This window comes from Anaerosolibacter sp., from assembly GCF_029240175.1.
In the GTDB taxonomy this organism is placed as follows: Bacteria; Bacillota; Clostridia; order Peptostreptococcales; family Thermotaleaceae; genus Anaerosolibacter.
Window position 1 is genome coordinate 19156 of sequence record NZ_JARBTM010000028.1, and the last position, 21937, is coordinate 41092.

Below are 21937 nucleotides of genomic sequence, written 5' to 3' on the forward strand. Positions count from 1 at the left end.
TACTTTCTATTTGCTTTCATCAACTAAGACTCAGTTCAGATGGAGTTTGCACCCGCCGCGGGCACAGGTAACTCCACCTGAACGCCAAGTCGTGTTATCCAGGGGCTGTACAACTCTACACCCCTGTAAAAATGGCCTTTTGTCAATCCATTTTTCCGTATTTCCTCCAAAAATGTCTCAGCGGAAGGTGTCATTTTTCCCCTTTGAAGAACACTGCTATACGCCTCCATGATTGCCCTTGTCTCCTGGGCATTCTCTATGGTAAACTGAATTTTTAGATTTCCCACACCTGCATCCATTATCTCATGAAGATGGTCCAGCAAGCATAGGCTTTGAGAATTCAAGATATGGGTTCGGCAATGATCATCTGTCATGATAGGAAAAACCATATCCTTCCTATCCTTTAAGCCTAAACTACTATTTCTACATAGACTGCAGTTCTCCTGCTGATTCTTCTTACCAACAACTGCTGACGTAGGACAGTACCGCATAACCATTAGGGGCAAGTATCCATGAACAATAACCTCTCCTGGAATAGCAGCATGGGCCATAATTTCTTTGATTTGCTTTAGCGTCAACTCTGGAGATAAAGCAGCTTCCTGAACACCCCATTGCTGTAGTAATTTTAGCGCACCATTGTTAAATACATTTAAAGTGAAATCTCCATAGATATGCTCAAATCCCAAATCTCTTGCCACCTTCAAGGCACCAAGGTTTGGCACCATAACACCTCGAATCTGATTTTGGCTTCTCGATAAGAATTTGTGTACATCCTTTAGTTCCTCATCAGAAGTTATTCTTGAGAAAGACGGAACGATCTCAATAGGATGGCCTTTCACTAGCATATGTGCATCATCATAGCTGGCTAGATCCGTATAGTAGATACGCGTTATAGGAAATGAAAGCACCGCTTTTAGCTGGGTTATATTATTTAGAGATACTCTCATATTCGGTTCTGCCCTTCGTACAGATGTGTAATCACTGAACCATTGACTGATTTTTGGGTTTAAAACTTGTGCTACTATAGCCTTTCTACTATTGTGATTTGCTCTTAAATCATCTAATCGCTGGATGGCATCTCTCCTCAAGCTGTTCAATTCGCCAACGGGTATGATCCCATCTCCATCCAGTTCAATCACTAGGCTGTCATAGACGTAGGTTGTGTTTCCCAGTTTCATCAGCTGTTCCCGAACTCGATCCTCTTCTGTTGGCTTTTTCAACGCCTTCTCCACTACATATTCTCCTTGAAGCTCCACATGATGCCCTTCTTGATCCCAAAGGCTCAAAAATATTCGCTCTCCAATTCTGCCTCTAAAGGCACCATCAATTGGTATTCTTCGCTCTACTCTCTCATAAGTTGCCTTCGCTCGCTGAAACAGATCAATATCAGAGGTTTTATAGACAGACTGCCCCTTTGAAACAGGGTGCTTAAAATTTACCTGAATGGTTTCATTCGGATTTCCTACTTCTCTTTTCTCATTCTTTACTGTTAAAACCTCTACGATAGCCCCAGGGCTGTCGCCTTTCTCCGTCCAAATTTCTATGCCGTCACCTTTGCGTAATTCATCAGTAAGTCGAATCTCCACCCTTTGTCTTTTCTTATCATAACCTATAACTTCTCCGACCTTTATTCCACGGTTACTGGGTTTTTCAAGGCTCATAATTTGCTTTCCCTGATCTCCTAGAATATATCCTTTGGTAAATTTACGGTTGAAAATTTGCTCCACATCTCTTATCATAGCTGATTCCAGTTTAGACATAGATTTATTCATGATATATTGATCAATAGCCTTGCGGTAAGCACCTACCACGGTAGCCACATATTCTGCCCGTTTGAGGCGCCCTTCAATCTTTAGAGATTTAACACCCGTACCAAGAACCTCATGGATATTTTCCAGTGTATTCAGGTCCCTTGGACTCAGTAGATAATCCCCCTGTTCACTCTTTATCGTCTCTCCACTTCTTCTATTGACCAACTGATAAGGCATTCGACAAGGTTGAGCGCACCGCCCACGGTTTCCGCTTCTCCCTCCGATCATGCTGCTCATCAAGCATTGGCCTGAATAACAAATACAGAGGGCTCCATGGACAAATACCTCAATATCTGCTTTACAATTATCCTGCACCGCTTTGATCTCTCGTGCAGACATCTCCCTTGCCAGCACAATCCGTTGAAAACCAAGCTCTTCTAAGAGCCTGACGCCCTCTAAATTATGAACAGACATTTGCGTACTGGCGTGAATCTCAAAATCAGGGAATAGATCACGGATAAGCTTTGCAGCACCGAGATCTTGGACGATAACGGCATCTACATCATTGTTATATAAAAATGAAATATATCCCCCTAACGCCTTTAATTCTTCATTGGATACCAAGGTATTTACAGTTACAAACACCTTTACACCCCTAATATGACAGTACTTTACAGCTTTGATAAGCTCCTCATCATCGAAGTTATTGGCACTTTGTCTTGCACTAAAGGCCTTCCCCCCTAAATATATAGCATCAGCACCATTCTGCACCGCAGCTACCAGTGCTTCCCAACTTCCTGCCGGTGCTAGTAATTCTATTTCTCTCAATTTTATCAACCCCTGTTTTTAATTAATCATATTACCATGCGCACAATAAAAAAAGCAGCAATATTATTATATCACTACTTTTAGCATACCATAAAAGATATAGAATTATTTTTTTCCATCTCCACCAGAACCCTCTAAGTGGGCTTCAAATTCCTTTCTTGATTGTACATATTTAATCTGCATTTCAAATAACTTATTTTGTAAATCCTCATTCATTTTGCGAATCTGCTCTATTTCCTTTTCTTTTTCAGATAAGGACACTCTTAACTCCTGATTCTCCAAAAGCAGCCCTTGGCTCTCTTGTTCATTGGTGTTAGCATTTCTCAAGTCCTCTTCCAAACGCTGAATAATGTTGATATATTCCTGGTTCTGACTTTCAGCCTCTGTCACTGCAGCCGCAAGCTGACTGCGCACCTGATCTAATTCATACAGGGGCTGAAGCGCTTCCTTTTCTAAGGCTTCAAGCTGTCCTTTTGTCTTAAAATATTCATCTGCTATATTTACGGAAGTCAATACAGCTGCCATGGCAGTACTTAACTTCTTACTTTGCTTTGCAATAACCACCATCTTATCATCAACATAATTGGCGACCTTTTGCATATATTCACGGGGCTCGGTACCAACCAAGGTATATTCCTGCCCATTGATCCGCACAACGACCTTGCTTTTGTTGCTCATCAATATCTCTCCTTCTATGGATTGGAGTCCCTATATTAATTCTGTAAAAGAATAGTATTTCCTTCTTTTTTTTACTCTATTATATTACATCCTGGACATGAAATAAATACTGCCGTTGCCTTATATCCATGAAATTTCGTAGGTATATCTATCCAATTTTTCGTAGAAGAGGAATGAACAAATCCGGCAGTCTGCCGGATTTGTTTTAGTCTCTCAATTGAGCATCTAGCTTTTCTTTTAATTGATTTAATATCTTATCGTGAACCTTCACAACTTCTTCATCTGTCAGCGTACGATCCTCGCCCCGGTACGTAAGGGCATAAGCCACACTTTTATAACCTTCTTTGATCTGTTTTCCTTTATAGACATCGAACAGTTGAACCTGCTCCAGCAGCTTTCCGCCATTTTCTTTGATAATGTCCTCAATTTGCTTCACATAAACTTCATCTTTCACTACCAAAGCAATATCCCTTGTGATTGCAGGATATTTAGGCAGTGCCTTATATATTCTATCTAGTCTCGTTATTTGAAGAACAATATTAAAATCAATCTCTCCTAGATAAGTTCTTACTTCTAAATCATAGTTTTCTGCAACATCGGGGTGAATCTCACCAATAACGCCTAGTATATGATTCTCCCAAACAAGGTTCGCACATCTGCCGGGATGGAAAGTCGGATGATTCTTTTCTGGAGTGAACGCTATATTTTGAATACCTAAATTATGGAATACACTCTCAATGGTTCCCTTCATTGTGAAGAAATCAATGTTTTGGCCATACATCCCCAGGGTAAGCACTGGCTTTTCGATTGGGAGCTGATCCACAGGAATGCTGTGGGGTAGAAATACCCTTCCGATTTCAAAAGCCTTTACAGATTCCACATTACGGTTATTGTTTCTTGAAAGAACCTCAAGCATATTTGGCATCAAGGTAGTCCGCATTATACTATTTTCTTCCCCTAGTGGATTGATTAATTTTACGGACCTTCTCATGAAGCTCTCTTCGGGCAAACCAATCATATCAAATCCCTTTGGACTCACGAAGGAGTAGGTAGAAATCTCTGTTACACCAGCAGCATTCAAATATTTTTTCGCATAATCTTCAATGATCTGTCCATTGGTCTTTGCGCCTTGAGAATTCCCTTTTGGAATCGTCACATCGATCCTATTGTATCCGTATATTCTTGCTACCTCCTCCACGATATCAATTTCCTCTGTAATATCTTGGCGGAAAGTAGGTATGGCTAGTAATAATCCTTCCTCATCTTGAGACACTTCTATCTCAAGTTTTTGAAGGATATTTGAAATTTCCTCTGGTGATAATTTTGTACCTAATAAATCATTGATTCTTTGAGGCCTTGCCTTTAATGATCTCTTCTCAAGTTTATTGGGATAAATATCAATAATTCCCCCAACAATTTTCCCTGCGCCCAGTTCCTCAATCAATTGACAAGCTCTATTCACTGCATTTAGTGCAATATTTGGATCTACGCCTTTTTCAAACCTCGCAGATGCCTCAGTTCTCAGCCCAAGCTTTTTAGAGGTTGCTCTCACATTATCATTATAAAAGTTGGCAGATTCAAGGAGAATGGCTCTTGTTTCATCGGTTACTTCTGAATTTTCCCCGCCCATCACACCTGCTATGGCTACTGGCTTTTCACCATCACAAATCATAAGCATGCTGCTATCCAGCTTTCTTTCTGTTCCATCCAAGGTCGTAAAAACAGAACCCTCTTCTGCCTGCTTCACAATAATTTTTTTATCAGTCAGCATATTTAAATCGAAGGCATGGAGGGGCTGCCCCATCTCAAGCATCACATAATTGGTTATGTCTACAATATTACTGATTGGTCGAACACCTGCCTCCATCAGTCTTCTCTGCATCCACTCAGGTGATGGCTTGATAACAATATCAGTAGCTGCTCTAGCTGCATATCTTCTACAAAAATCTGTATTTAATACTTCAACTGACGCCACTTCTTCGATATTTCCATGTTCATGGTTAATCTTGATTTCAGGATAGTTCATATCCAGATTAAAGGTTGCCGCAGTCTCCCTTGCCATTCCCAACATACTCAGACAATCTGGTCTGTTTGGTGTAATTTCAAATTCGATGACATGCCCTTTTATCCCTAGGATCCCCTTGATATCATCGCCAGGCGTATAGGCCTGATCTAAAATATAAATTCCATCCTTTTGATAAGCTGGAATGACCTTATCGACCAAGCCTAATTCCTTAGCAGAACACATCATACCACTTGACTCTTCTCCCCGCAGCTTACCCTTTTTAATCTTTACGCCGCCTGGCAAAGTTCCACCAACAAGGACAATAGGCACATAATGGCCCTCCTGAATATTATCAGCTCCAGTTACAATCTGTATGATTTCGCTTCCTACATCTACTTTGGTCACGAGAAGTTTATCTGCATTTGGATGTCTTTGGATCTCTAGGATCTTTCCAACCACAACCTTGTCTATTTCTTCTCCCAACACTTCAACGGCCTCTACCTTAGACCCAGACATTTCTAAATCCTCACTTAACTTCCTTACATCCATATGATCTATATCCACATAATCCTTTAGCCATTTCAATGGTACAAACATGATAGAATACCTCCTTTATTTCGATTTATCTTTAAACTTATAACCTAGAACTGCTTAATGAACCGCATATCATTCTCAAAGAAAAGACGAATATCATCTATTTCATGTTTTAGCATGGCAATTCTGTCTAATCCCATACCGAAAGCGAATCCGCTGTAGACCTCTGGATCAATCCCACATACCTTCAGTACATTAGGATGAACCATTCCAGCCCCAAGAATTTCAATCCATCCACTGCCCTTACATACACGACATCCTGCCCCTTGGCACTTAAAGCAGCTTACATCCACCTCAGCACTTGGCTCCGTAAATGGAAAGTAATGTGGTCTAAACTTCGTCTTTGTTCCAACACCAAAGAACTGCTTCGCAAATAAGTCCAGTGTTCCCTTTAAATCTGCCATGGTAATGTTTTTATCTACCACAAGGCCTTCAATCTGATGGAACATCGGTGAATGGGTTGCGTCAGGTGTATCCCTTCGGAAGCATCGTCCAGGAGAAATAACACGAATTGGCGGTTTTGAGCGCTCCATGGTTCTCACCTGAACAGGTGAAGTTTGTGTTCTTAATAAGATATCCTCAGAAATATAAAAGGTATCAGATAGATCTCTTGATGGGTGATTTTGCGGCGCATTTAATGCATCAAAGTTATAAAATACAGTTTCTACCTCTGGTCCTTCCGCTATTTTAAAGCCCATACCCATAAAAATACCCTTGATTTCATCTAATACTACATTCAAAGGATGTCGGTGACCAATTTCTTGGGACTTGCCCGGCATGGTAACGTCAATAGTCTCTACAGCCAACCTTGCATTCTTCTCAATAGCTTTGACCCCTTCTACTGCACTGCCTAGTGAATTTTCAATGGCCTCCCGCACTTCATTGGCAATCTGCCCAACAATTGGTCTCTCTTCTTGAGACAATCCTCCCATGCCTCTAAGAACCGCGGTAAGTTCTCCCTTTTTCCCTAAGTATTTGATACGTACTTGTTCTAGTTCTTGCATAGACTGGGCTTTCACGATTTCTTCCAAAGCCAGTGTCTTTATTTGTTCAAGCTTTTCTCTCATTTTCATTCTCCTTCCTATATTATTTCTTATTTTATTTATTGAAAAGATTCCCGAAGGATCTAAACAGCATTTGTGCCAAAATATAAATCATTCCAATGAAAAAAGCATAATTTGCAATGGTTTTTAGATCTTTTTTCTCTCCTGAACTGCGCCGACTGTTTATAATCAAACTCATTATAAAATACACAACAAAGAAAATTCCAAAGCTAATGATGTATGTCATATTCACGATACCTCCTACACAAATAGTATCTCTGGCACACTCCTTATTCTTCCATTTTTTCGCAATAAAAAAAATCTTCAATCCCGAAAGGGACGAAGATTTCTCCGCGGTACCACCCTAATAGTTGTAAAACAACCACTCATTCGACATAACGGCGTCCACCGATAGAACCTACTGTACATTTCAGTTCTATAGTTCAAGAGGGAACTTCAAATGCTTTAAAACTTAGAAATGCTCGCAGCCCTTGGCATTCCTTCTCTGTAAGTCAAACTACATTCTACTTTTCTCTATCATAACTGATCTCTATATGATTAATTTGTCCCAAGTTCTCTATAAGCCAAGTAGGCGTTAATGTTACCGGTTAACATAAATACTCTCCAAAACCATTCCTTTGTGGCAAACATAATTGCCGACACCCCTTTTCACTGGCTGATTTATATACATTATAGCACAGGAAAAAAAGGTTTACAAGAATTATACAGCGAATAAAAGGAACTAATTTTAAAATTTTCTGACTATATTTTTACCCTTTGCCTTACGGCCTCATACATGACAATCGATGCTGCTACTGATGCATTTAAAGATTCCGCCTTACCCGGCATAGGTATCTTAACCAATATATCAGAAGCCATCATATCCTCATGTTGTACCCCATTGGCTTCATTTCCTACAATAATCCCGCACAAGCCTTTATAATCTACCTCAAAATAGTACTTTTCGCCTTCTAGGCTGGTGGTAACAATCTTTATCCCATTGGCCTTCAATATATCAATGGTCTCACTGGTGGTTCCAGTGGACAAGATAGGCACATGGAAAATAGAGCCCATGGTCGCACGGATTGTCTTACTGTTATAAAGGTCTACAGAACCCTTGGTAATAAAAATGGCATCTGCCCCTGCCGCATCAGCAGTTCTAATAATGGTTCCCATGTTCCCCGGGTCTTGAATTCTGTCTAGAATAATATAAAAGCCTTGGGGCCTGTTTAATATCTCTTCCATGCTATGTATATCCATAGAAACAACCGCCATAATCCCTTGGGGATTTTGGGTATCTGAAAGCTCTTTGAAGAGTTGAACAGGTATTTTATAGGATGCCATGCCTTTTTGCTGAAGATTTTCCAAGAGTTCTTCCCCACCGGCAGTTTCGTAAAGTTCATCACAAAATAAAATCTGCTTTAAGGTTTTTTCATTCTCCCATGCATCCTTAATGATTCGAACACCTTCAATGATGTATTCCTGATATTGTTCTCTCATTTTTCGCTTCGTCAGCTGCTTTATATGCTTTATTATAGGATTCTCTGGAGAGCTTATCACATTGATCAAGGCATACACCTCACCTTTTACCCTTACTTTTCATGGAAAATATCTGTTTTTATAATATCCAAAATCAATATATTCTATAAAAAAAGACTCTTAAAAGAGTCTTTTTTTATTAAGCGTTAAGCTTTTGCTTTGCTACATCTACCAATTGTTTGAAACCAACTTCATCGTAGATTGCCATCTCAGATAGCATCTTTCTGTTGATTTCGATACCAGCTTGCTTTAATCCATTGATTAATCTGCTGTATGACATGCCATGCATTCTAGCACCAGCATTAATTCTCGCGATCCATAATTTTCTAAAGTCTCTTTTTCTTAACTTACGTCCAATATATGCAAATCTTAAAGCTCTCATTACTGCTTCGTTAGCAGGTCTAAAAAGTTTACTTTTTGCGCCGTATTGTCCTTTTGCAAGCTTTAAGATTTTCTTATGCTTTTTCTTAGCGTTTATCGCTTTTTTTACTCTTGCCATGTATTTCTACCTCCTTTACAACCCTATTTTATGCGTATGGTAATAATCTTTTAATTCTATGCTGATCAGCGCTTGTTAAAAGCGTAGCTTTTCTTAAATTTCTCTTTCTTTTTGAAGTCTTCTTTGTAAGGATATGGCTCTTGAACGCCTTATTTCTCTTAACACTACCTTTTTTCGTCAACTTAAATCTCTTTGCTGCGCCTCTATGTGTTTTCATTTTTGGCATATTTGTTTCCTCCCCTCTAAGATCTAACTATTCTTTGGTGTTAGGAACATAATCATGTTTTTTCCTTCCATGATTGGCTTTTTCTCTACATTTCCTACTTCAGCAATCAGTTCAGTAAACTTTTCCATAACACGATGTCCTAAATCCGCATAGCCAACTTCTCTACCTCTAAATCTAATAGTAACTTTTACTTTATCGCCATCTTCTAAAAACTTAATGGCGTTGGTAGCTTTCACATTTAAGTCATGTTCTTCAATATTCGGACTTAATCGAACTTCTTTTAGCGTAATAACTTTTTGCTTCTTTTTCGCTTCCTTTTCTTTCTTAGAAAGCTCATACTTATACTTGCCAAAGTCCATGATTCTGCAAACAGGTGGTTTTGCCTGCGGTGCAATTTTCACCAAGTCCAATCGTTTTTCAATGGCAATCTCCAACGCCTGCTTTGTTGGCATAACACCTAGTTGTTCACCATCTGCATCAATTACCCTAATCTCACGGTCTCTTATTTCTTCGTTTAACTCTAAATCTTTAATAATCGGCCACCTCCTATAATTTTTAAAACAACATCCACATGCATATATAAAATAAAAAGACGGATGCGTAACGCATCCGCCTCATAAGCTCAAAAGAATACTTAAAAATAAGTAACAAGCTCATATTGACCTTACGAACCTTTGTTGTAAGGTGAGAAGCGGATAACTTCTACTTCATATCACTCAATTAGTTTACCATCTCAATGAAAAGTTGTCAACCTCATAAATTATTTTTTATTTTTTCTTTTTCACAAGATTTTTCCAAGCATGCAATCCAAGGGATACCCCGATAACGCCATAGGCAACAAACACTCTAAAGTATTCGCCAACCATGGCATTCCCTAATAGGTTTTTACCTGCATAGGGTGATACTACAAACAATGTATGGAATAGCAATGTTCCTATGATCGCATGCCAAATGGATGCCTTCGTCACAGAAGCACCGCCAATGAGGATAGATGCTACTGCAAACATTCCTACCTGTTCATGGCTTCCATATGTATTTAGGGTCCCAAGATTTTGTAGGAAAATAATTTGACCCCATCCAGCTAGAACTGTAGAAATAACAATGGCGATTAATCGTATTTTGTTTACATTGATACCAGATACTTCAGCGATATGCATGCTCTGTCCAACTGTTCTAAATTGTTGTCCAAGCTTAGTCTTCACAATAAATGTGGTAAATAAACATAATGCTGTAATAAATACAAAAGTTCCTACTGGTACTTGCACGATAACAAAGGGAGATTTTTTTCCCATAGACATGAATCCCATCACTGAAATCAAGATAAATATAATTCCTGTAATTACAGGTTTACTGTTTAAGCGAATTTTATTTTTTTCTATGACTGTTTTGTAACCAGTATATGCAAACATGCATAATGCAGTGAATGCACCGCCATATGCCATCGTTTTGAACATGTTCCACTTAATCATGTTATCCATAGCATACTTGATGGTACCTGCTAAGTCTATTGTATTTTTGATTCCAATACCTCCACTCAATACCAATACCGGGTTATTCATAGGGATAATGGTTCCTATCAAGAAAAGGAAAAGTAATTGATATAATCCATTGGCAAAAAAACCCAACATTAAGCTTGTAACCATCTCTTGCCCCTTGGTCTTGTTCAATAGCTTTCCTGTCATATACCCAAATATAATCGCTAACGGTGTCGTGAGTACCATGATCAACAGGAGACCCGGCACGCCTACAATTCCCCAGTGGGTTACTGCTACAACTGCAATTTGTCCTGCCATAGCGCCTAACACAATTGCAAAGTTCATACCCATACCTGCAATAACCGGAATAATTAATGCCAATACCACAAAGGAATTACGAGCAAGCCTAGCTACCAATTCATTCACCACATACGCCGCCGGTAAACCTGAAAACTTAAAGCCTAGAGAACAAATGATAATGAATAATATGGGTACAATATTGTTGAATAATGCACTCTTGATTTTGCCTCCAATAGGATTCTTCGATTTGTCTTTTACATTTAACTCGACCATCTTATTCACCTCCGCCAGCTTGTGTCAATGCATATAGTATAAACCCATAACTTACGATTACCCTGGCTACTTCCGATAAATTTCCTTCTGGAACCATCTTATTGGCCACAGGCAATGCCACAATCAATAGGGTTTGGAACATCAAGGTTCCTAAAAGCACATGGGATATTTTTGCATTCTTGGTAGATGCTCCACCAATCAGAATTGCAGCCACAGCTGGAAAAGCCATCATCAATGGCGCTTGATACAACTGGAAAAATCCATAGCTTTGAGCATATACAATGATACCAATTCCCCCAAGTACTGTTGATACAACAGTACCAATGATACGCCCTCTATCCACACTCAACCCTGACGCTACAGCAAAACGTTCATTCTCTCCTACGGCCTTCATGGCAATACCCAATCTACTCTTTAAAAATAAACCAATAATGAAGCAGCACAATCCTAGAAAAAGTAATGATCCTGTAGGGATTGTAACCCCAGCCACATCAAACGCTAAAAACTGATCTAAAATCTTATCAAATCGTCCGCTGAGTGTAATGGTTTGCCTCAACCCTGAACCTGCAATGGCAAATACAAGTTCTGGACTTCTAAAAGGTAAAAACAGCCAGCCTATACACATGAGTGATGCCACAGAAAAACCTACATATGTAGCCACTGTCATTTCAGACCCTTTCACTTTATTCAAAAGCAGTCCGTAGAAGTAGCCCGTTATAACAGATAACGGAACAGAAATAAGCATCGCCACAGAAATTGCAGTGAAGCCCTCTAAATCCATTTCGATACTTATTAGACCTCCTATGATTCCACATATAACGCCTAGGGGCAATCCAAAGTTTAAGCCAGTACCAGATAGAATACTAGGAACCATGGCTAGTACCAGTACGCCATTCATACCAAGTCGAACCAAAGTATCTGAAAGAAGCATCTGTATGGATAAGTCATAGTAAAACGCACCTACGAATAAGAGTATGAGAAAACTGATGATAATTGCACGGGGTATACCAATTTTATTGATTACCAACTTTAATTTTTCCTGCATCTTAAACGGCCTCCTTCCCATGAACCTTTTTATACTCACCGGCCATCATTAGGCCAAAATTTGCATCGCTATCATCTGGCGATAATATTCCTTCCACTTTGCCTTCCGTGATGATCGCGATACGATCGCAAATAGACCGCAATTCACCTAGCTCACTGGATGTCATAATAATGGTCATTCCCATTTCTTTATTGAGCTTGACTAACAAATCCAGGACGAGTTTTTTTGCACCTATATCAATTCCCCTGGTGGGCTCTGATACAAAGAGAACATTTGGACTTAGGGTTAATGCTCTGGCAATACATACCTTTTGCTGATTCCCTCCGCTTAACCGCCTTGTTAACTGTTGAGGCCCCCTGCAGCGAATATCCAAGTCTTCTATCATTTTTAGGGCATGTTCTCGAATATGCTTGGCATCTGCTTGTTCAAAAAAAGCTAATTTCTTTAAAAACATTTCCTTCATCTGCATAGCTGTAATCACGATATTTAATTCTATAGAAGAGTCCAATAATAAGCCTACACCCCTTCGGTCTTCTGATACAAAAGCTAGACCATTGGTTAACGACGCCTTTGGATTATTCAATTCTATTTGTCTGCCGCTAAGCTCAACCTCTCCTGTAGCAGGATATAAACCCATAATTCCATTGGCAATACCGATCTTCCCTTGTCCTGCCAGGCCGCCAAGGCCAATAATTTCACCTTTTCGTATATCCAGATCAATGCCCTTTACTTCTTCTCCTGGCATCTCAACTTCAAGATTTCTAATCTTTAATACAATATTACTGTCATCCCCAAGGTCATGATCTCGCTGCGCCATCTTTTCAATTTTTCGTCCTACCATCAATTCTGCCAACTGGGTCACATTTGTTTCTTCTTTTTTCAAAGCTGCAACCAATTCTCCATCCCTAAGAATTGTGATATTGTCTGCAACACTCATTACCTCATCCAGTCTGTGGGTTATGAATAATATGGCAATGCCTGAATCGGCAATTTTTTTCATAGCCTGTAGCAGTGTATCTGCTTCGCTTTCCGTCAATACCGCAGTAGGTTCATCAAAAACCAATAACTTTATGTTTTGCTTGTCAATCTCTCTCGCTATTTCCACAAATTGCATATATCCTACAGGCAGACCAGCCACTTTAGCCCATTCATCTATACCAATTCCTAAGGTATCTAAAGCTTTTCGAGCATCCTTCTCCATTTGTGTCATGTTTAGACTTTTCATGCTATCACCCAGAACTCTGCTGACTGCATTATGCTTTGTTATTTCTCTGTTTAACTTGATATTTTCTGTGACCGTAAATCCTGGAATCAGCATAAATTCCTGATGCACCATTCCGATCCCAATATCCATAGCCTCCCTAGGAGACTTTAGCGCAACTGGACTGCCATTGAAGGTAACTTCACCATTAAATCCTCCTGTGGTGTGAATAACAGGCATACCAAATAATATATTCATCAATGTAGATTTTCCTGCCCCGTTCTCTCCCAACAGCGCATGAATCTCCCCCGGTTTCACAGTCAAATTTACACCTTTAAGAACTTTATTACCAAAATAGTCTTTCTCAATATTTCTCATTTCCAGTATTGTGCCGTGATTCACCGTTCTTTCCCTCCTTTATGAATTTTATGACCAAAATTAATGATGAATAAGGTTGCCTGTTGAGGCAACCCTATCTCACTTATTAGAATGTTATGTAATCTGAAAGAACCATAAAGAAGTTTTCAAGCTTTTTGCCTGATGTTTCACTTGTTAATGTATCAACTGTCATATCTACACCTGCATAAGTCTTGAAACATTCAACAAGCTTAGCTTGATCAACTTTACCATTTGTGTTGCCTTCTAGGTAAGCTTTGGCATATTCAACACCAGCATCAACAAACATCATGTTTACAGGTACCGGCCAAGTAGCAAATTTTCCTGTGCCGCCCTTTTCAGCAATTTTTGTCTTGATTTGCTCTGAGATATACTCTAAGTCACCAGCTTTGTCCTCTGGAATTTCGATTCCCAATGCTCCTGGGTATCCATGGTATGGACTAGGACAACACTGTTGTGGGAATAATGCACCTTCCTCTAGAACAGACTTAATCAATGGTTCCTGCATAGAGCAGTTCGTGCTAAAGAATGCAGTTTCTGTTCCCAACTCTGCTACTTTTCTTGGTACATCTTCAAGGATAAACTGCTGTGCACCTGGAACACCAGCATCTCCTGTTGGGTCTGGCGCTGTTGCATCAATAAACTCGATACCCTTTGCAGCACATTGCTCTTTAAAGATATCTCTTCTCATAGAAAGAAGTTGATAAGACATGTGTCTTGGGAATGAATAGTGTACAAATTTCTTTGCACCCATCTTTGCAGCTTGCTCAATGATGGAAGTACCCATTCCAAGCTCATCAGCTTGAAGTACGACATCCGCTTTAGCAGCGATCATATCTGGGTCTTCTCCAGGAACGCCGGCAATGAATAGGATATCAGGATTGATTTCTCTTGCCTTATCGATAGCTGCAGATGTACCTGGAATCGCTTGACAAATTACGATTGCTTTACAATCAGGATCAGAAGCCATGGCCAATACATTGGCAATTGTTGTTTCTTGCTCCTTCATGAAGTTATCAGGTGACGTGGTATGAAGTATCATTTCGGCCCCATATCTTGCCATCACTCTTTCAGCTGCTCTAAATTCCTCTTCATTTTGAGAAACAGTACCTGTCATGATACCAATCTTAAACTTAGCAGGCTCTTCAGCCGCTGCAGGTTGATCAGCAGGTGCTGGCGGTTGTTGTCCACAAGCGGCCAAGCTAACCATCATGAATAGTGCTAAAATGATTGCTAAACTCCTTTTAAACATTTTGATTCCCCCCATTTTTTAATTATATATTTCAAAGAAAGGGCACTAAGGAAAACCCCCTCTCTAAAACCCTGCTATGATTCATTTCTATGCGTGACTCGTCCTAATCATGAATAAAGTTATCATGAAAAAGAATTTGGTTACTCACCTTGGCTTAATTTACCATAAAACATTATATTCGATATTGGTCATAAAAATCCTTTTATTTTTTTGAATATTTTTAAATTTTTGCTATATTTATTACTTTTTGTATCTTTATAATTTTCGGATAAGCATTTTCAATCTTTCCATCACTTTTCTTTTTCTATGTGGGATTTTTAAAAACCTTATTTTATTTATATTTTTTCCATGACATTGGGTAAACTAATTATAACTACTTAAGGGAAAGAAGGTGATGAAACATTTCAAAACATAAAGTTATTTCCATTTTACTCGTTTCGGGGCTTGTTCTATCTTGTTTTTTACTATTGGCCTCCTTCGCTGGGAATCCACCATTAGTAAATATCAGCAATGCCAATCGCATATTCCTGCTGCTGACAGCCGGGAGTCTGTTTGCACTCTATATGAAATGGGGAGACAGCTCACCTGAACTAGAACCAGTCCATATCAAGAGCGAAAGAAAAGACAAAGATGATAAAAAAGGAGAAAGCTCCGATAGACCTTCTACACATTTCAAAGATGTAGCTGGTCTGGAGGAAGTAAAAGAAGAACTTGCTGAAGTTATCGACTTTATTAACCATCCAGAAAAATACTACAAAATGGGTGCCAAGATTCCTAAAGGTATTCTTTTCTATGGGCCTCCAGGGACTGGAAAAACTTTACTAGCCCAAGCCATTGCAGGTGAAACCAATTCTGCCTTTTTCCCAGCCAGTGGTGCTGAGTTCGTGGAAAAATACGTAGGCGTTGGCGCAAAGCGAGTTCGAACGCTCTTTGAAAAAGCAAAAAAAGATGCACCCAGTGTCATCTTTATTGATGAAATTGATGCCATTGGCGCGAAGCGAAGCTCTGAAAGCAATAATGAAAAGGATCAGACCCTTAACCAGCTTCTAATCGAGATGGATGGCTTTCATTCCAACCAAACGGTTATTGTGGTTGGTGCCACAAATCGCTTGGATCTGTTAGATGAAGCCCTGCTTCGGCCGGGTAGATTTGATCGCCACATGTTTATTGGTAACCCAGATATTCGAGCAAGAGAAGAGATTCTAAAGGTTCATATTAAAAACAAACCCATAGATGCAAAGGTAGATATCAAAAGCCTTGCCAAAAGAACCCACGGTATGTCTGGTGCCCATCTTTCAAATATCGCCAATGAGGCGGCTATTTTGGCAGTGAGGAACAATAAAAAACACATAGGCACCGAAGAGTTTAACCAAGCCATCGAAAAGGTTATGGCAGGCCTTCAACGCAAAAATGCAGTGGTTATGGAAAAGGAGAAAAAGATCGTCTCCTATCATGAGGCAGGTCATGCTTTATTAGGTAAGCTTTTGAATACGGATTTAATTTCCAAGGTTTCTATTATCCCAAGGGGCGAAGCGCTTGGATATGTTATGTATTCTCCAGAAGAAGACCGTTACCTTATTACGCAAAGAGAATTACAGAACAAAATTAAAGTATTATTAGGTGGACGAGCCGCTGAAGAAATAATTTTTGGTGAAGTCTCTACCGGTGCCAGAGATGATTTAAAAAAAGCCAATAATATCGCATATCAAATGGTATGTGAATATGGCATGAGTACCTTAGGCAATAGAATTTTCGATCCAAATCTTGCAAAAAACTGTTATCCCATGATTGACCAAGAGATAAAAACCATTATTGATGGATGCTATAACGAATCTTTAGACCATATAAAAACAAATCTAGATATTTTAGAAGAAGTGTCTAAAACGCTTTTTGACCGAGAAACACTGACTGGTGAAGAATTTGATGTTATTTTCGAAGAAGCTCAAAAAAAGCTGGCATGCACTACCCTAACATAAAAGAGTCGTTTTGAAAACAAAACGACTCTTTTTTATATACATAACTATAAAGTCTTTGATTGAATTTCTTCTTGAATACCCACAATAAAAGGCTGTATCTCTTGGCTGCCCAACTCACCCTTATCCCTTGATCGAACGGAGATTGTATTTGACTCCATCTCCTTTTCTCCAACGATAATCATATACGGTACTTTTTCCAATTGAGCTTCACGGATTTTATAACCGATCTTTTCATTACGATCATCTAGCTCCACACGAATATCTAAATCCTGTAGCATTTCTGTGACTTTTTCTGCATAACCCATAAACTTATCGGCAATTGGTAAAACCTTCACTTGTACCGGTGCTAACCAAACTGGGAACCTTCCAGCAAAATGCTCTATCAATATACCAATAAATCTTTCAATACTTCCAAAGATTACTCTATGAAGCATAACTGGAATGTGCTTCTCTCCATCTCTACCTACATAAGTGAGATCAAATCGCTGAGGCATTTGGAAGTCTAGCTGAATTGTACCACACTGCCATGTTCTACCGATACAATCCTCCAAGTGGAAGTCTATCTTCGGTCCATAGAATGCCCCGTCTCCCTCATTAATTTTATATTTAAGACCCTTTTCTTCCAATGCTTCTTTCAAACCATTGATCGCTAACGCCCATTCTTCATCAGTACCCATAGAATTCTCTGGTCTTGTAGAAAGTTCAATATGATATTTAAAGCCAAAGATGCTATAGACATAATCTACAAAATCGATTACACCTTTGATTTCGTCTTTAATCTGATCAGGAAGCATAAAAATATGGGCATCATCCTGAGTAAAGCATCGTACTCTCATGAGACCATGGAGAGCACCTGAAAGTTCATGTCTATGCACCAATCCAAGTTCGCACATTCTGATTGGGAAATCACGGTAGCTAAACATTTTTCTGCCATATACAAGCATTGCACCTGGGCAGTTCATGGGTTTTACAGCAAAATCTGTTTCATCTATTTCAGTAAAGTACATATTATTCTTATAATGATCCCAGTGACCTGATGTATGCCATAATTGCTCATTTAGAATAATAGGTGTCTTAACTTCCTCATATCCTCTTTTCACATGGGCCTTTCTCCAAAAATCTTCAAGTAGATTACGAATAACCATGCCCTTTGGATGGAAGAATGGGAATCCTGGTCCTTCTTCTTGAATGCTGAATAAATCTAACTCTTTTCCTAGTTTTCTATGATCTCTCTTTTTTGCCTCTTCCATCCTATGGATGTATTCCTCTAACTGTTTCTGCTTCGGGAAGGATGTTCCATAAATTCTTTGAAGCATCTTGTTCTTTTCATCCCCACGCCAGTATGCACCTGCTACACTTAACAGTTTGAATGCCTTTACTGGTTTTGTTGTAGCTAAGTGAGGTCCTGCGCACAAATCTACAAACTCTCCCTGCTTGTAAAAAGAGATGACTGCATCTTCAGGTAAATTCTCAATAAGCTCTACTTTGTAGGCTTCACCTTTCTCTTCCATATATTTTATGGCTTCATTCCTTGGGAGTTCAAATCTTTCAACATCTAAATTTTCTTGAGCGATTCTTTCCATTTCTTTTTCGATCTTCTCTAAATCTTCTTGGGTAAATCGATGCTCGGAATCAAAATCATAGTAATATCCATTTTCGATGGCTGGTCCTATGGCTAATTTTGTATTTGGAAATAGTCTTAGTACAGCCTGGGCCAAAATGTGGGCACTAGTATGTCTAAAAACATCTTGACCGTCTTCATCCTCGAATTTTAAGATACTCAAATCAGCATCTTCATTCACTTGATACTTTAAACCGACAACCTTATTGTTTACTTCGCCGCCCACAGCCTCTTTCGCAAGTCGTGAACTGATGCTTTCTGCGATTTCCATGACTGTTGTTCCCCTTGGAAACTCTTTTACCGAGCCATCTTTTAATGTAATTTTAATTTTTTCCATTTGGTATACCTCCTTCAACGTTATCCACATTTCAAAAAACTTGATCAAAAATATAAAAATCCTCCCACCCCAAAGCCATAGCTAAGGGACGAGAGGTTATTCCCGCGGTTCCACCCTAATTGAATCAGATCCACTCTTAGGCATTAACGCTGCCAACACGAACACCCTTTCATCTACCATTACTCAGGTATAGCTCAGAGCTAGTTTTTCCTATAGCCATATCTAAGGATGCTTCCAGCCATGGCATCCTCTCTCTGGTGATTGGATTTATAGTACTTTGTCTCTTCATTGCTTTTATGAATATACTATGATTTTTTACTATTATATGTGTATTTTCTGTACTTGTCAATCATTTTATCCACGTTTCTACCTTATTATACCACAATCCTTCATCATATGAACAAAACGATTAATCCTTGCAAAATCCCTATCAAAAAACCAATAACACCACCGAGCACCTCTATATGCTTTAATTCTTTTTGGGCAATGGCCAATATGATATGCTCTAACTTATCTATCTCAAAATTATTGATCTTATCTTCGATGATTTGCGCGATGTTTACGTTGCTAGTTGCCTTATGTACCATTTTCTCCGTCAGTTCAGTTATGGCAATTTCTGCCTCTTTATCAATCACATCATCAATATAATCCATAAGTATCAGCTTAATGGCACTAGGAATAATTCCAGGCAGCTTTTGTTCAATGATCCTTTTGATCTTCCTCTTGATACTAAAGATGATTTCACTTTTATTCTCATTTTCGATAAACTTATCTATGATTTCCTCAATGGAGATTAACTCGGATTCCACAATTTCCCCAATGCTTTTTGCCAATTCTGATTTCCGCTTTGGAATTAACCCCTGCAGCGTTATATTTAATACAGGTATTTGAATTGGCTGTAGCGGCCGAAAAATCAGCTTAATTGCCAACACGTTTGTAAACCATCCAATGGCAGCACCAATCAAAGCCAATATCAATAATTTTATCCAGAACAATATATTCACCCCAAGTTTATTGTCTTTTGTATAATCAACATTTTTCTCAATCGAAACCAAGTATATCACAGCCATTGTTTCCATTCAACCATAAAGCTATTCATATATTAAAAGAGTAGAGCGCTCTCTACTCTTGTTTCACGTGCTGTATCAATGAACAAAAATCACATCCTGTACACACATTCACTCGATCAGAAAACACATTCTTTATCGTTTTAATAATTTCCTTGTTATGAATCTTTCCTGTAAAATGAATATTGATCTTTTTAGGGGCGATGGTAATCAGAGAGCTAATAAGTAAATCATCATATCCAATGTCATTATCCAGCATTTCTGCTGCCAAATCCTCTATATAATCATTGTTGACACTTCTTCTCAACTTATCGAACAAATGATATTTGCCATCCTCATGAATAAGTACATTAACCGTATCTATTTTAGCTTCTTGAATATCCACAAAATATCTTAAGAGTCGTATAAACTCATTGTATTCTTTCTCCATAAGGAAATCTTCCACAGCCTTATCAACACTATCTTCCAATTCTAAAATATAGTTTTTTAATCTAAAACGTATAAATCCATCCAAATGTATAAAATCATTTTCCTTCAGATAATCCATGATTTGCTGTAATATTTTTGCTTTTCGGCTGATTCGATAAGTAACCCCCTCATGATACTTATACTCTTCATTTTTAAGTACGTTTTCCAAATGCCCTAGAATACTTTCTCTTTCTACAGGGCTAAAATAATAGTATTGTTCTTGAAGAATTTTTCTGGCCAGTTTCGTTTCTTCAAATTGTATGATAATGTCTGAAAAAGCATTGGCCAGATAATGTTTGAATATGTTTCCAAAATCTTTTTTCGTATAATTTTTCAGACTAGATGTCTGCACCTCAAAGCTAATACACTCATTTTTACCCTGTTTTTCAGTGTACTTCTCTATGACAATACCTTCTTTTTCAAAATAATGAACTTCCTTATCTATTCGATCATAAATATACTGGGATGTCTCGGAAAATAAAACAGAAAGCAGATACATTCCTTTTCACTCCTTTCTACGCTATTAGTAGTATATGTGTAATAAGAAGTGATATTCAAAATGAACGATTACATTTATTTCTTAAGATGCCATTAGAAGCACCTCCTATGAATCCATATGAAAGACCTGGTAACGATATGTAGCCTGGCGAAATCAACAATGCCTCAATTCCATGTTTCTCCACTGCCTTGGCAATACCATGGTCAGCTGTAATGATTGCTCTCTCATTTACAATGCAGATTGAACATTTTGAATATCCCTGTTTTACATCAATAAATTGAACATCTTGTTCCTTTAAAAGCTTTAGCAAAATCGGGTCTGTGTACTTGAAGCAATGGATTGCAAAGTTTGAAATCCTTGCTACATTATATGCAACATTATAGGGATAGTTACTCTTTAAATTTGTGCTCCCTTTAATTGCACGAAGACCCAATTCAATCATGGCTGTTCCCAGTTTTTCATAAACATTGGGCGCAATGATAATTTCCTCTTCGTTTATTGGATGTAATAGAATATCGGGATGATATGAAATCGCTGGGTACAATTCCTTGCAGCAAGTTGTCTTCACTACATGTATACCCATTTTTTCTAAACTATTCGAAATGATTGTAGGAGTCCTTCCATCTAATATCATAGCCATCACTGGTCTCTTCGGAAGAAAGGGTGTTTCTAGATATGTACGGTCTTTCATAGACTTCACCACCTGATTCGTATTAGTATTTGTAGTTTATCATTTATCAATCTACACAAAAAAATAAAAAATCCTAGAAATCTAGGATTATATGCTTTTGGAGGCGGCATCCAGATTTGAACTGGAGAATAAAGGTTTTGCAGACCTCTGCCTTACCACTTGGCTATGCCGCC

The 21937-nt window shown here is 38.7% G+C and carries 19 protein-coding genes, 1 tRNA gene and 3 other annotated features; of the genes, 1 reads left to right on the plus strand and 19 read right to left on the minus strand.

Features of this window, described 5'->3' with window-relative positions; translation table 11 throughout:
- Positions 1–35: 35 nt before the first annotated feature.
- From K0R93_RS16665 to K0R93_RS16725, 14 genes are all read right to left on the minus strand, one after another.
- Positions 36–2579, minus strand: a complete 2544-nt coding sequence (locus K0R93_RS16665; RefSeq protein ID WP_300303654.1) for a U32 family peptidase — start codon at positions 2577–2579, stop codon at positions 36–38.
- Positions 2580–2684: 105 nt separating this feature from the next.
- Entirely contained in the window at positions 2685–3257 is a 573-nt protein-coding gene (gene zapA, locus K0R93_RS16670; RefSeq protein WP_300303657.1) for a cell division protein ZapA, read from the minus strand.
- A 205-nt stretch (positions 3258–3462) separates the two neighbouring features.
- On the minus strand, positions 3463–5859 hold the full coding sequence (pheT, locus tag K0R93_RS16675; RefSeq protein WP_300303662.1) for a phenylalanine--tRNA ligase subunit beta: 2397 nt from the start codon (positions 5857–5859) through the stop codon (positions 3463–3465).
- A gap of 44 nt (positions 5860–5903) precedes the next feature.
- On the minus strand, positions 5904–6923 hold the full coding sequence (gene pheS / locus K0R93_RS16680; RefSeq protein ID WP_300303665.1) for a phenylalanine--tRNA ligase subunit alpha: 1020 nt from the start codon (positions 6921–6923) through the stop codon (positions 5904–5906).
- Between the two features lie 31 nt (positions 6924–6954).
- The gene (locus K0R93_RS16685) at positions 6955–7146 is read right to left on the minus strand and encodes a hypothetical protein (RefSeq protein WP_300303668.1); all 192 of its coding nucleotides are present in this window, start codon (positions 7144–7146) and stop codon (positions 6955–6957) included.
- A gap of 85 nt (positions 7147–7231) precedes the next feature.
- Positions 7232–7449, minus strand: a binding site (T-box leader).
- A gap of 8 nt (positions 7450–7457) precedes the next feature.
- Positions 7458–7550 (minus strand): YqzL family protein, encoded by a 93-nt coding sequence (locus K0R93_RS19315; RefSeq protein ID WP_415781270.1) that lies wholly within the window; start codon positions 7548–7550, stop codon positions 7458–7460.
- Positions 7551–7661: 111 nt separating this feature from the next.
- A complete protein-coding gene (locus K0R93_RS16690; protein WP_300303790.1) occupies positions 7662–8459 on the minus strand; it encodes a TrmH family RNA methyltransferase in 798 nt (265 codons plus the stop codon).
- Between the two features lie 118 nt (positions 8460–8577).
- Positions 8578–8937 carry a 50S ribosomal protein L20 gene (gene rplT / locus K0R93_RS16695; protein ID WP_184312747.1) on the minus strand — a complete coding sequence of 120 codons (360 nt, stop codon included), beginning with the start codon at positions 8935–8937 and terminating at the stop codon, positions 8578–8580.
- Positions 8938–8965: 28 nt separating this feature from the next.
- A complete protein-coding gene (rpmI, locus tag K0R93_RS16700) occupies positions 8966–9163 on the minus strand; it encodes a 50S ribosomal protein L35 (RefSeq protein ID WP_300303672.1) in 198 nt (65 codons plus the stop codon).
- Positions 9164–9186: 23 nt separating this feature from the next.
- Positions 9187–9744: a translation initiation factor IF-3 gene (gene infC / locus K0R93_RS16705; RefSeq protein WP_425323464.1), complete on the minus strand. Its 558-nt coding sequence runs from the start codon at positions 9742–9744 to the stop codon at positions 9187–9189.
- Positions 9742–9877: a sequence feature (ribosomal protein L20 leader region), on the minus strand. (Overlaps the previous gene by 3 nt.)
- A gap of 53 nt (positions 9878–9930) precedes the next feature.
- The gene (locus K0R93_RS16710) at positions 9931–11211 is read right to left on the minus strand and encodes an ABC transporter permease subunit (protein WP_300303675.1); all 1281 of its coding nucleotides are present in this window, start codon (positions 11209–11211) and stop codon (positions 9931–9933) included.
- A 1-nt stretch (position 11212) separates the two neighbouring features.
- Entirely contained in the window at positions 11213–12256 is a 1044-nt protein-coding gene (locus tag K0R93_RS16715; protein WP_300303678.1) for an ABC transporter permease subunit, read from the minus strand.
- 1 nt (position 12257) lies between these two features.
- Positions 12258–13859 carry a sugar ABC transporter ATP-binding protein gene (locus K0R93_RS16720; protein ID WP_330685194.1) on the minus strand — a complete coding sequence of 534 codons (1602 nt, stop codon included), beginning with the start codon at positions 13857–13859 and terminating at the stop codon, positions 12258–12260.
- Between the two features lie 82 nt (positions 13860–13941).
- The gene (locus K0R93_RS16725; RefSeq protein WP_300303681.1) at positions 13942–15105 is read right to left on the minus strand and encodes a DUF3798 domain-containing protein; all 1164 of its coding nucleotides are present in this window, start codon (positions 15103–15105) and stop codon (positions 13942–13944) included.
- Positions 15106–15668: 563 nt separating this feature from the next.
- Here K0R93_RS16725 and ftsH point away from each other — a divergent pair.
- The gene (gene ftsH, locus K0R93_RS16730) at positions 15669–17081 is read left to right on the plus strand and encodes an ATP-dependent zinc metalloprotease FtsH (RefSeq protein WP_300303684.1); all 1413 of its coding nucleotides are present in this window, start codon (positions 15669–15671) and stop codon (positions 17079–17081) included.
- Positions 17082–17125: 44 nt separating this feature from the next.
- Here the strand turns inward: ftsH and thrS are convergent, their stop codons facing one another.
- The 5 genes from thrS to K0R93_RS16755 all read right to left on the minus strand — a co-directional run bounded on the left by thrS (position 17126) and on the right by K0R93_RS16755 (position 21937).
- The gene (gene thrS / locus K0R93_RS16735) at positions 17126–19039 is read right to left on the minus strand and encodes a threonine--tRNA ligase (RefSeq protein ID WP_300303688.1); all 1914 of its coding nucleotides are present in this window, start codon (positions 19037–19039) and stop codon (positions 17126–17128) included.
- A gap of 81 nt (positions 19040–19120) precedes the next feature.
- Positions 19121–19337, minus strand: a binding site (T-box leader).
- Between the two features lie 94 nt (positions 19338–19431).
- Entirely contained in the window at positions 19432–20109 is a 678-nt protein-coding gene (locus K0R93_RS16740) for a DUF445 domain-containing protein (RefSeq protein ID WP_300303691.1), read from the minus strand.
- A gap of 52 nt (positions 20110–20161) precedes the next feature.
- Positions 20162–21073, minus strand: coding sequence for a putative sporulation protein YtxC (gene ytxC, locus K0R93_RS16745; RefSeq protein WP_300303694.1), 912 nt, complete (start codon positions 21071–21073; stop codon positions 20162–20164).
- A gap of 55 nt (positions 21074–21128) precedes the next feature.
- The gene (locus tag K0R93_RS16750; protein ID WP_300303697.1) at positions 21129–21764 is read right to left on the minus strand and encodes a DUF6873 family GME fold protein; all 636 of its coding nucleotides are present in this window, start codon (positions 21762–21764) and stop codon (positions 21129–21131) included.
- Between the two features lie 98 nt (positions 21765–21862).
- Positions 21863–21937, minus strand: a tRNA-Cys gene (locus K0R93_RS16755).